13 protein-coding genes are annotated in these 11,797 nt (G+C 60.6%); all 13 read left to right on the plus strand.

Annotated features, from left to right (window positions below; genetic code table 11):
- The first annotated feature begins 19 nt into the window (after positions 1-19).
- The 13 genes from HKD21_RS03580 to tilS all read left to right on the plus strand — a co-directional run bounded on the left by HKD21_RS03580 (position 20) and on the right by tilS (position 11,696).
- Positions 20-769 carry a YebC/PmpR family DNA-binding transcriptional regulator gene (locus HKD21_RS03580; protein WP_194254236.1) on the plus strand — a complete coding sequence of 250 codons (750 nt, stop codon included), beginning with the start codon at positions 20-22 and terminating at the stop codon, positions 767-769.
- Positions 766-1,272 (plus strand): crossover junction endodeoxyribonuclease RuvC, encoded by a 507-nt coding sequence (ruvC, locus tag HKD21_RS03585; protein WP_041111979.1) that lies wholly within the window; start codon positions 766-768, stop codon positions 1,270-1,272. Before HKD21_RS03580 ends, ruvC begins: the two co-directional genes overlap by 4 nt.
- The gene (ruvA, locus tag HKD21_RS03590; protein WP_194254237.1) at positions 1,269-1,871 is read left to right on the plus strand and encodes a Holliday junction branch migration protein RuvA; all 603 of its coding nucleotides are present in this window, start codon (positions 1,269-1,271) and stop codon (positions 1,869-1,871) included. Before ruvC ends, ruvA begins: the two co-directional genes overlap by 4 nt.
- On the plus strand, positions 1,868-2,917 hold the full coding sequence (gene ruvB, locus HKD21_RS03595; RefSeq protein WP_194254238.1) for a Holliday junction branch migration DNA helicase RuvB: 1,050 nt from the start codon (positions 1,868-1,870) through the stop codon (positions 2,915-2,917). Before ruvA ends, ruvB begins: the two co-directional genes overlap by 4 nt.
- Before the next feature lie 52 nt (positions 2,918-2,969).
- Complete coding sequence (ybgC, locus tag HKD21_RS03600; RefSeq protein ID WP_228120894.1) at positions 2,970-3,395, plus strand: tol-pal system-associated acyl-CoA thioesterase; 426 nt, start codon at positions 2,970-2,972, stop codon at positions 3,393-3,395.
- A gap of 29 nt (positions 3,396-3,424) precedes the next feature.
- Positions 3,425-4,216, plus strand: a complete 792-nt coding sequence (tolQ, locus tag HKD21_RS03605; RefSeq protein ID WP_194254239.1) for a protein TolQ — start codon at positions 3,425-3,427, stop codon at positions 4,214-4,216.
- Between the two features lie 3 nt (positions 4,217-4,219).
- Entirely contained in the window at positions 4,220-4,660 is a 441-nt protein-coding gene (gene tolR / locus HKD21_RS03610; RefSeq protein WP_194254240.1) for a protein TolR, read from the plus strand.
- A gap of 12 nt (positions 4,661-4,672) precedes the next feature.
- A complete protein-coding gene (locus HKD21_RS03615) occupies positions 4,673-5,668 on the plus strand; it encodes an energy transducer TonB (protein WP_194254241.1) in 996 nt (331 codons plus the stop codon).
- Positions 5,669-5,684: 16 nt separating this feature from the next.
- Positions 5,685-7,046 (plus strand): Tol-Pal system beta propeller repeat protein TolB, encoded by a 1,362-nt coding sequence (gene tolB, locus HKD21_RS03620; RefSeq protein WP_194254242.1) that lies wholly within the window; start codon positions 5,685-5,687, stop codon positions 7,044-7,046.
- A gap of 107 nt (positions 7,047-7,153) precedes the next feature.
- Complete coding sequence (locus tag HKD21_RS03625) at positions 7,154-8,665, plus strand: glycoside hydrolase family 32 protein (protein ID WP_194254243.1); 1,512 nt, start codon at positions 7,154-7,156, stop codon at positions 8,663-8,665.
- Between the two features lie 286 nt (positions 8,666-8,951).
- The gene (gene pal, locus HKD21_RS03630; RefSeq protein ID WP_194254244.1) at positions 8,952-9,431 is read left to right on the plus strand and encodes a peptidoglycan-associated lipoprotein Pal; all 480 of its coding nucleotides are present in this window, start codon (positions 8,952-8,954) and stop codon (positions 9,429-9,431) included.
- Between the two features lie 145 nt (positions 9,432-9,576).
- Complete coding sequence (locus HKD21_RS03635; RefSeq protein WP_194254245.1) at positions 9,577-10,452, plus strand: tetratricopeptide repeat protein; 876 nt, start codon at positions 9,577-9,579, stop codon at positions 10,450-10,452.
- A gap of 62 nt (positions 10,453-10,514) precedes the next feature.
- Positions 10,515-11,696, plus strand: coding sequence for a tRNA lysidine(34) synthetase TilS (gene tilS / locus HKD21_RS03640; RefSeq protein WP_194254246.1), 1,182 nt, complete (start codon positions 10,515-10,517; stop codon positions 11,694-11,696).
- The last annotated feature ends 101 nt before the right edge of the window (positions 11,697-11,797 follow it).

Raw genomic sequence — 11,797 nt, forward strand, 5'->3', positions numbered from 1 at the left:
ATAGAGGAAGGAGCGACCGATGGCCGGTCATTCACAGTTCAAGAACATCATGCACCGCAAGGGTGCGCAGGATGCCAAACGGGCCAAGCAGTTCGCCAAGGTCCTGCGGGAAATCACGGTTGCAGTGCGCTCGGGTCTGCCCGAGGCGGCGTCCAACCCGCGCCTGCGCGCTGCACTGGCCATGGCGCGTGAAGTCAACATGCCCAAGGACAATGTCGAACGCGCCATCAAGAAGGCCTCCGGAACGGCTGGTGGTGATGATTACGTCGAAGTCCGTTACGAGGGCTATGGCCCGGCTGGCGTCGCGATCATCGTCGAAGGTCTGACAGATAACCGGAACCGCACGGCGGGTGAGGTGCGGGCAGCCTTCTCCAAGCATGGTGGTTCGATGGGTGAGACGAACTCGGTGTCGTTCATGTTCCACCGTCTGGGCGTGATCAGCTATCCGAGGGACGTCGCGTCTGAAGACGACATGCTGGAAGCGGCGATCGAGGCTGGTGCGGATAATGCCGTGACCACTGAAGAGGGCCATGAAGTGACCTGCGAGATGGAGAATTTCTTCGCCGTGCGGGATGCGCTTGAGGCCCGTTTTGGCGAACCGCAGTCGTCCAAGCTCGACTGGCGTCCGGAAAACAGCGTGACGCTGGATGAGGACAAGGCACGCTCCGTCATGAAGCTGATTGACGTGCTGGAAGACAATGACGACGTTCAGTCCGTCTACGCAAACTTCGACATTCCTGACGACGTGGCCGAGGCGCTGGCTGCTTGATCCGCCTGATGGGCATTGACCCCGGCCTGCGTTTCATGGGCTGGGGCATCATCGACGTGGACGGCAATCACCTGAAGCATGTGGCGTCGGGTGTGATCGGGACCGATGGGTCCGAATCCGTGCCGCTGCGCCTGTGCGAACTGCATGGGGCGCTGAAGAAGCTGATCCGCGAATATGCGCCAGCCGAGGCCGCCGTTGAAGAAACCTACGTCAACCGTAATGGCTCTTCGACGCTCAAGCTCGGTTATGCGCGTGGTGTGGCGCTTCTGACGCCTGCTTATGAGGGGCTGCCGGTTGCGGAATACGGGGCGATGACGGTCAAGAAATCTGTGGTCGGGACCGGGTCTGCGACCAAGGAGCAGGTAACGATGATGGTGAAGCGGCTGCTGCCGGGGGCTGAAATCCGCAAGGCCGATGCATCCGATGCACTGGCCGTTGCGATCTGTCATGCCCATCACCGGGCCAGTGCGGCGCATGTTGTAGCCGGGAAGCGCATGGCATGATCGGACAACTGACTGGGCTTGTCGGGCAGATTGAGGGTGAACGCTGCATCGTTGACGTCAATGGCGTGGGTTATGTGGTGTCAGCCTCGACCCGCACATTGGCAACGCTGCCGCAACCGCCTTCCGTGGCGCGCGTGCTGATTGAGACGATCGTGCGCGAGGATGCGATCCAACTTTTCGGCTTTGCGACGACAGATGAGCGGGACTGGTTCCGTCTGCTGACGACTGTACAGGGTGTGGGCGCGAAAGTGGCGCTGGCGATCCTGTCGGCCAATAGTCCGGGGGAGATCCTGCTTGCGATCAATGCTGGCGACAAGGGCTCGCTGACGCGGGCAGCCGGGGTAGGGCCGCGTCTGGCGGACCGGATTCTGAGCGAGTTACGCAACAAGGTTGCGAAAATGCCGGGTGGGGGCGGAACCGTCTCCGCGCCGGGGATCGTCTCGGGACCGAGTGTCGAGAATGATGCGTTGCTGGCGCTCGCGGGGCTTGGGTTCCGTCGGGCCGAGGCGTGGCCGGTTTTAAGTAAGGTTCTGGCCGAAAACGAGAATGCGACGCTTGATCTGGCAATCCGTCTGAGCCTGAGGGATCTCGCGCGATGAGCGATGACTATCGCGAAACCGATCCGGCCCGTCAGCCTGAGGATACGGGCGAGGGCAGCCTACGTCCTGAAACTCTTGCGGATTTTACGGGCCAGAAAGCCAGCCGGGAAAACCTCGCTATTTTTATCGAGGCTGCCCGGGCGCGTGGTGAGGCGCTGGATCATGTCCTGCTGCACGGACCACCGGGGCTGGGCAAGACGACGCTGGCGCAGATTGTCGCGCGGGAACTGGGTGTAGGGTTCCGGGCGACGTCTGGGCCGGTGATCCAGCGTGCGGGCGATCTTGCGGCGATTCTGACGAATCTTCAGCCGCGCGATGTGCTGTTTATTGACGAAATTCACCGTCTCCAGCCCGCGATCGAGGAAGTCCTCTATCCGGCGATGGAAGATTTTCAGCTCGATCTGATTATCGGCGAAGGTCCGGCTGCGCGGTCTGTGCGGATTGATCTGGCGCCGTTTACGCTTGTGGCCGCGACGACGCGAGCCGGTCTGCTGGCGACGCCTTTGCGGGACCGGTTCGGGATTCCACTGCGGCTGGTATTCTATACCCCGGAAGAACTCCGGGCGATTGTCTCGCGCGGTGCCGTGAAGCTCGGGATGCGCCTGACGGATGATGGTGCGCAGGAAATCGCGCGCCGGTCTCGTGGGACGCCGCGTATTGCAGGGCGCCTGCTGCGTCGGGTGCGGGATTTCGCGCTTGTGTCGAAGCATGCCGTTGTGGATCGGGACTTGGCCGATGCAGCGCTGGGCCGTCTTGAGGTGGACGAGCGCGGGTTGGATGCAATGGACCGGCGGTATCTGAAGCGGATTGCCGAACATCATCACGGCGGCCCGGTTGGTGTGGAAACGTTGGCGGCGGGGCTTGCCGAAGCGCGCGATACGCTGGAAGACGTGATCGAGCCTTACCTCATTCAGGAGGGGCTTGTTCTGCGAACGGCCCGTGGGCGGATGCTGGGTGAGGCGGGATGGCGTCATCTCGGTCTGAACCCGCCAGCGAGCCAGGTAGATCTGCTCTCGACACTTGAGCAGGACGATTCTGCGCCCTGAAAATCCCTGAATATTGTTCGGGGCAGGGGCACACCATGACTGGAGAAACAGTATGGCCACGCACAAGATCAGATTTCGGGTTTATTACGAAGACACCGATGCGGGCGGCATCGTCTATCACGCGCGCTATCTCGGTTTTGCCGAGCGGGCACGGAGCGAGGCGATGCGCGATGCGGATGCGTCGGTCACGGAGCTTCTGAACGATTTTGGACTGGTTTTCGTCGTGCGTCAGGCCGCGATCCGGTATCGCTCTCCGCTCCGACTCGATGATGAGATGGAAATCGAGACGGCGCTGGAGGCTATGACTCCGACGCGGCTGAAACTTTGTCAGACCGTCCGGAATTATTCCGGTGGTGGCGAAACGGCTACGGTTATCGACGTGGAACTGGCCTGTCTGAGTGCCGTTGACATGAAACCTGCCAAAATTCCGCCTCGCTGGCGTGATGCAGTAAGAAAACTGGAGGCAGGAGAGGTCTGACCCACTTTCCTGTTTCCCCGTGAAGTGCAATGGAGAGTCCTGACCCGCAAGGGACAGGATCTGTACAGGAGAGAACAGTGGATCATGAGGTAAGTTCGAGTGCGCTTGGGGCGGTCGGTGCGACCGGTCTTTCGCCTCTGGACCTGTTCCTGCACGCCTCCATCGTTGTAAAGCTGGTGATGCTGGGTCTGCTGCTGTGCAGCGTCGGCGTATGGGCGATCATTGCGGAAAAAATCATTCTCATCCGGCGCGTCAACCGCGAGGCGACCGAGTTCGAGGACCGTTTCTGGTCGGGTGGATCGCTTGACGATCTTTACGAATCCGACGGCGCGCGTCCGACCCATCCGATGGCGGCCGTATTCGGCGCGGCTATGGGCGAGTGGCGTCGTTCCGCCCGGATCGGCGGCATCGACCTGTCGCGGGGTGGCGTGCGCGAGCGCGTGGACCGTGCCATCGACATCACCATCATGCGTGAGAACGACCGTCTGACGCGCCGTCTGATCTTTCTCGCAACGATCGGCCCTGTGGCGCCGTTTGTCGGTCTGTTCGGAACGGTCTGGGGCATTATGCATTCCTTCGCGTCCATCGCGCAGATGCACAACACGAACCTTTCAGTCGTGGCGCCGGGTATTTCCGAAGCCCTGTTTGCAACGGCCATTGGCCTCGTGACGGCCATCCCGGCCTATATCGCCTATAACGGTCTGAGCAACTCGTTCGAGAAGTTCACGGATCGTATGGAAGCCTTTGGCACTGAATTCGCGGCCATTCTGTCGCGTCAGTCCGAGGAACGTGCGGACGATACGACCGGCGGGAAGGCCTGAACCATGGGGATGTCTGCGGGAGGACGGGCTGGAGGAGGCGGACGCCGCAAGCGTCGGCCCGCCTCGGAAATCAACGTCACGCCACTGGTGGACGTCATGCTGGTGCTGCTCATCATTTTCATGGTGACGGCGCCGATGCTGACCAGTGGTGTCAATGTGGATCTGCCGAAGACGGATGCCAGCCCAGTCAATTCGGATTCCAAGCCGATTACCGTGTCTCTGCGGACGGATGGCTCGCTTTATCTGGGAGACCAGCAGGTTACGTCTGACCAACTGGTCGAACAGCTCAAGGCGCAGTCGCAGAATGATCCGACGCATCGCATTTTTGTCCGTGCCGATGCGCATATCGACTACGGACAGGTGATGCAGGTCATGGGCCAGATCACGTCGGGCGGCTTCACGCATGTTGCGCTTCTCGCGCAGCAGCCCCAGAGCGGCCAGTAAGAGGCGCCTGCCGTGGTCCGTCCACGCCGCTCTGACAACAGGCGCTTTCGTCATGCGCTTTACGGATCAGTCGCCATTCATCTGGGGCTGATCGCGTATCTGATTGTTCAAATTCCGCCGGAAAAGCCGCCCGAACCGCCTGAACCGCCCACGGTACAGATGGAATTCGAGCAGGCAGGTCCGCCGACCCATCCGGTCAAGGCCGATCATCCGGCCTCTACACCCGCTCCGGCCCCTGCGCCTGTGAAGAACGAGGCCCCTCCGTCTCCGACGCCACCTTTAAAGGCGCCGACGGAAGAGCCGCCTCCGCCCCCTCCGCCGCCTCAGCCTGTGCCGCCTCCGCCGGAGACGCCGCCGCAGAAGCTGCCGGACATCAAGCTTCCGCCAAAAATGACGGATGAGTCCCCGCAGCCTGTGCCTGCATCGCCGCCTACGCCGTCACCGCCGTCGAAATCGACGATGGTTGCGCCGCCGAGCCCGCAGACACAGAAAGCCGACAAGCTGCCGGATATGCCGAAATTCTCGCATATGACGCAGCCAAACGCGGCAAAGAAAACGGAAGCGGATAGCCATTCGCTTCTGGCGACGCTGGATAATTTTCGCGCCGATCAGAAGCAGACCCATGCGCCGACCGCAAAGGCCAATCCGCCGCAGGGTGGTGCGCCAAATGGGGGCGGTGTGCCGAATGGCGACATCACCAAGTCGCTGTCGATGGCAGATCAGAAAGCCATTGGTGGCTCCGTGCGGCGCTGTTATTCCGAAGATACCGAAGCACGGAACTATGCGAGTTTTGTCGCGCATATGGTCGTGACCGTCGATGCGACCGGTGAGGCGCGGATTGTCAAATTTGCGCCTGATACGGCTGCGAAAATGGCTTCCGACCCGTCTTACCGCGTTCTGGCGGAGCGGGCGCGGGATGCGGTGCTGAGCCCCGCCTGTGCCCATCTGCCTATTCCCTCCAAGATGCTTGGTCAGACGCATGAGCTGCGTTTTGTCTTCAGGCCTTAATCCACGAGGAAGTCTCATGTCCTTCATTCCCGATACTGACGCCGAGGCCCTGAGCGCGCTGTTTTCGCGCCGCTCCGTTCTGGGAGCCACTGCCGCTGGCGGTCTTCTGGCAACGCCTCTGGCCGCTTTTGCCCAATCTCCTGCCGCCTCTGGCCCCGGTGAAGCCGAAATCACCGTCGATCAGGCCCGTCAGGAGCCGATCCCCATTGTCATCCCGAACTTCGGGGCGGGGCTGGGTGAGCAGATTTCCGGTGTCATCACGTCCGACCTGAACGGCACCGGCCTGTTCAAGGTTATGAGCGGCGACGTGCCGCCCGGCTCCACGCCCGACTTCAGCGCGCTCAAGGCACAGGGCGCCCGTGCGGCCGTGTCCGGACAGGCGATCGGTTCGGGCAGTGTGCGCGTTGAGATGCGTCTGTGGAACGTGCTGTCCGGCCAGCAGCTTCAGGGCACGGCCTACACGGCCTCGACGTCCAACTGGCGTCGCATCGCGCATATCATCGCAGATGTGATCTATGAGCGGATGTTGGGCGAGAAGGGCTACTTCGACACGCGCATCGCCTATATCGCCCGGACCGGACCGCGCCATCACCAGATCACGCGTCTGGCCCTGATGGATCAGGATGGTGCCAACGAACGGATGTTGACGAACGGTGAGTGGCTGACGCTGACGCCGCGCTTCAACCCGGTGCGTGACCAGATTGCGTTCATGTCTTACGCCAACAACCGTCCGCGCGTGTATCTGTTCGATCTGGCGTCCGGTCGTCAGCAGATTCTGGGTGAGTTCGCGGGCATTTCTTTTGCGCCTCGCTTTTCGCCGACCGGTGGCTCTGTCGTGCTGTCCGCCACGCGTGGCAGCGGGTCGGATATTTTCATTGTCGATCTGGCATCGCGTGCGAAACGGCAGATCACCAATTCCAATGGCGCAATCGATACCAGTCCGTGCTTCAGCCCGGATGGTAGCCAGATCGTGTTCAACTCTGATCGTGGTGGCAGCCCACAGCTCTATATCATGAGTGCGTCGGGTGGTCCGGCGAAGCGGATTTCCTATGGCACCGGCCAGTATGGTTCCCCTGTCTGGTCCCCGCGTGGAGACCTGATCGCCTTTACCCGTATTGGCGGCGGCGGATTTTCGCTCGGTGTGATGAACCCTGATGGCAGCGGTGAACGCATCCTGACGAAGGGCTTTACTGTTGATAGCGCAACGTTCTGCCCCAATGGTCGTGTGCTGGCGTTCTGTCGCCAGAGCGCATCCGGTGCAGGCGGTGCAGGCTTCGCATCGGGGATCGGCACGATCGACATTACGGGCTTTAACGAGCGTCCGATCCGGACCTCGACGGGCGCGTCCGATCCGGCCTGGTCGCCGCGCAACGGCTGACGCTGTATTCCGCGCTTCCGGTTCGGGGGGGCGCGGATTTGCAAAAGGGCGGGGAACCCTTTTTCCTGTCAGGCGTCGCAAGGACTGCTTGAACAGGAGAATTCCCCATGTCCCTTCAGGAGACACGGCAGTGGCGCCCGCTGCTGCATTATGCCCCGGCCCGGAACTGGATGAATGATCCGAACGGGCCGATCCTGATTGATGGTGTGTATCACCTCTTTTACCAGCACAATCCGGTCGAGCCCGTCATGGGCTATATTTCCTGGGGCCATGCCACTAGCCGGGATCTGCTGCACTGGCAGGAAGAACCGATTGCGCTGCCTTCCACACCGCAGGAGCAGATCTATTCCGGCACGGTAATTTACGACCGCGACAATCGCAGCGGTCTAGGAACAGACGAAAATCCTCCGCTTCTGGCGCTTTACACCAGCGTGTTCCGCGATATGCCGGGCGAGCAGGAAGACGGTACGCAGGCGGTTTCGGTTGCGGTCAGTCTGGATCGTGGAGCGCACTGGACCCGCTACGCTCACAATCCGGTTCTGACGCTTAATCCTGCATCACGAAATTTTCGGGACCCGGCGCTGTGCTGGTACGAAGAGGGCGGATACTGGGTGCTAACGGCGGTTGAGGCCGAACAGCAGATAGTCAAACTCTTCCGCTCCACTGATTTTCTGAACTGGGAGTTCCTCAGTGACTTTCGCCCGCCCGGTTACCATACGCCGGAGATGCTGTGGGAGGTGCCGGTTCTGGCGCGTCTACCCATTGAGGGCGAGGCCGGGAGTTTTGGATGGGTAATGATCGTTAGCGTCAATCCCGGTGGTCTGACCGGCGGATCGGGGACATTCTATTACGTCGGAGATTTCGACGGCACGACCTTCACCCCGGCAGAGCACCCAACGGCCACAGATGATCCGTGGCAGTATCGTTGGATGGATTACGGACCAGACAACTATGCGATTGTCTGTTTTGCTGGAACACCCACGCCTGTCAGCATCGGCTGGATGGGAAACTGGAATTACTCCAACCATACTCCGACTGTCCCGTGGCGCGGCCAGATGACGCTTCCAGCGCATCTGTCTCTTGCGCGGCAGAAGGACAGCACGTTTTTGATAAGGCAAAAGCCGGTCAGTCTTGGCGACCCGGAAGAGGTTTTCGTTGCTGCTGAAATCCGTCCTGAGGCGGGGACGCTCTGGAGGCTTCCGGACAGTGCTGCGGACTGTGCGGATTTCGCGGATGCAGTTCTTGATCTGCAAATGCTCATTGAGTCGGGTGGAGATGTGGCGGTGCTGACTGTGGCAGCGACGGAGGACGGCAGGTTTGGAACCGAGATCCTTTATGATTCCGCACGTCAGGAACTGATCGTGGATCGCAGTCGATCAGGGGTTCCTGTGCCGGACGCGGCCTTTACGACGCGGCATATAGCGCCCCTTTCCCTGCAGGATGGAGCCGTTCGTCTGCGGGTCATTGTGGATCGGAGTTCGGTCGAGATTTTTGCCGCTGACGGACTCGTCAGGATGACGGAGGTGATCTTTCCGTCTCCCCATGCTACGAGCGTAACGCTGGGCAGCTACGCAGGTAACGCATGTTTCAGGAGCGTGAAAGTACGCTGGTTTCGATGATATGGCAGAATTCTGCCACATTTATCAGAATTACTGTGACATTTATGCCGAAATTTCTGGTTCCGAATATGAATCGAACTTTTCACATTTAACCGACGTTAACACGACACTTGACCCGTGATTCGAGTCATGAGTATGGGCGCTTATGGCCACTGGTTTTCAGGTGAGGCATGCAGGGATCGGAACCGATTCCTGTCTGTTGCGAACAGGAAAGACGTGGTCCGGAATAACGCGGCATTTTCCGCATTCGGTTCCATTTGTGGGGCCGTTCTCAGGATTGAGACACATGAAGTTCAAGGTATTTGGCGCGCTCGGTCTGGCGCTTGTTCTCGCAGCCTGTTCCAACGGCAACACCAACAAGGGTGACAGCAACGGCGCAGGCGCCGTCGCTCAGGAAGCCGGCCCGACGCCCGGCAGCGAAGCCGATCTGGTCGCCAATGTTGGCGATCGCGTCTTCTACGAGCTGAACCAGTCCCAGCTCTCCGAAGAAGCTCGCGCTACGCTGGACAAGCAGGTTGCATGGCTCGCCAAGTACCCGCAGGTCAGCATCCAGGTTGCTGGCAACTGCGATGACCGCGGCACGGAAGAGTACAACATTGCTCTCGGCCAGCGTCGTGCAAACGCCGCCCGTGACTATCTGGTCGCCAAGGGCGTGAGCGCTTCGCGCATCACCACGATCTCCTACGGCAAGGATCGTCCGACCGCCGATGGCGACGATGAGCAGGCCTGGGCACAGAACCGTAACGCCATCACGTCTGTTCGCTGAACCGACGTTTCAGGCCTGACGGACTGAGATGATGAGCGGCCGGGGGGATTATCCCCCGGCCGTTTCTGTTTTATGACTGGACCATTGTTGCACGCATGACTTGCCAGCGTGCCCGTGAGTGCGAGTTTGTCTCAGGAGATCCGTTATGGTGCTGTCCCGTTCGCTACGTGCCGTCTTTCTGGGCACGGCTTTTTCCGTCCTTTCGCCCGTCCTCCCGGCTGTGGCGCAGGATGCGCCGGATAGCGGAGAAATTTCTTCACGCGAAGCCATTGCCCTTCAGGACCAGATTGCCTCCCTGCGCCAGCAACTTTCGCAGGTTCAGAATGGCGGCGGCCTGAGCGCCCCCAGTGCCACGGCGGCGGCCCCAGTTTCGGCGGGTGACGGCAACCTGACGGCGCAGCTTCTGGAACGTGTTTCGGCTCTGGAAGAACAGAACCGCCAGATGCGCGGCGAACTGGATCAGCTCAGCAACTCTGTCCGCGACAATCAGGCTAATGTGTCCAAGCAGATTTCGGACATGCAGTTTGCTTCCCAGAACGGGGGTGGCGCGGCTTCAACACCTGCTCCAGCCAAAACTCCGGGAGTTGCCGCGGACAAGGCCCCTGCCGCCACTCCAGACGCTCCCGAGCAGCCGAAGACCGCTCTGGATGCGCTGAAGATCGGTAATGCTTCCCTCAGATCCGGCAACTATACAGATGCGGAGAGCAATGCGCGCTTCGCCGCGAAAACTGCTCATAGTCTGTCCGGCAAGGTTGATGCCCAGTTCCTTCTGGCTCAGTCTCTGGCAGGACAGAAGCAGTATCGCCAGTCTGCGGTCGCCTATTATGACGCCTATACGAAGGCCCCGAAGTCCCAGAAGGCGCAGGATTCTCTTCTGGGTGTGGCGGCTTCGATGCTGGCGCTCGGCGACAAGGGCTCGGCCTGCCAGGCTCTCGACAAGCTGAAATCAGAATTTCCAACTCCTGCGCCGCGGGTAAAGACCGCCGAGACGACGTTTCGGAGCCGTGCGGCCTGTCATTGAACTTTGTGCCATTGGAAACAGGACCCGACCTACCGGTCGGGGAATGCGAATTTCATGATCTGATGTCGGATCTCGGCGCTTGGCCGCCAGATATCCCGGACGCGCCAGTCGCCCTTGCCGTTTCAGGGGGCGCCGATTCCATGGCGCTGGCATTTCTGGCTCGCCGTTGGCGTCGCAATGTCGTGGCCTTCGTGGTGGATCATGCCCTGCGGCCTGAATCGGCTATCGAAGCACGGCTGACGGTTGAACGGCTTGCCGCCATGGATGTACCAGCCCGCCTTCTGACGCTCGCGCCCTTTCCGAAAGGCCGGTTGCAGGAACGGGCGCGACAGGCCCGGTTCGAGGCGCTGGAAGCGGCCTGCGTTGAAGCCGGGTGTCTGGATCTTCTTGTCGCGCATCATGCGGGCGATCAGGACGAAACTGTCTGGATGCGAAGCCTGCGGGCGAGCGGTCCTCTGGGGTTGAGCGGTATTCAGAGGAGTGCGGTGCGAGGGCGCATTCGACTGCTGCGTCCGCTTTTGACACTCGCCCCGTCACGCCTGCGATTGACCTTGCAGGCCGCCGGACTGCCATGGATCGAGGACCCTTCGAATGTCAACCGAAGGTTTGAGCGGGTGCGGTGGCGGCAGGATCTGACCCTTCAGCAAAGACGCGATGTCCAGACCCTCAATCTGACGGCACGGGAGGAGAGCCAAAGCCGCGAGGCAGAACTGGCGGAAAATCTTGCATCGCATGCTGTCTGGCATCCTGAAGGATGGGCTTTTCTGGAGCAGGCCGGGATGAACGAAGAAACCTTGTCCGCTCTGATCCGGCTCGTTTCGGGAAAAGCCTATCGGCCGGCCAGGGAGGCCATGCGTCTGTTGCTGGACAAAGGCTGCGGGACGTTGTCCGGAGTCCAGCTTCAACCGGCCGGGCGTTTTGGTAACGGCGTGATCCTCGTGCGGGAGGAGCGCGCTCTTGCTGCCCCGATTGCGGCGCGGAAGGGTTGTGTCTGGGACGGTCGCTGGCGTCTTCTGACGCATGATATTCCGGCAGACAGTGTGATCGGTCCTTTGGGGGACGCCGTGCATGGATTGGATCTGCGCAGACTAGGCATTCCCTCTGCCGCTGCCCGCTGTCTTCCAGCTGTGTGGCAGGAAGGTCGGCTGATCCTGTGGCCGCGGATAGGGTATATGTCCGGTGAGGCTGATTTTGTTTGGGCCTCTGCAGTGCCTGTGACGGGAGAAAATCAGCTCACAACGTAAAAAGATCCTCAAAAACGCAAGAAATGCGTTTTCCTGCTCTGGATGGGGTAGGATCGTGGACGCGGAGGCTTATGTTATGAAGTCAACGCAGAATGTGACCG

It is taken from the genome of Gluconobacter cerevisiae (assembly GCF_015244675.1).
Classification (GTDB): domain Bacteria; phylum Pseudomonadota; class Alphaproteobacteria; order Acetobacterales; family Acetobacteraceae; genus Gluconobacter; species Gluconobacter cerevisiae.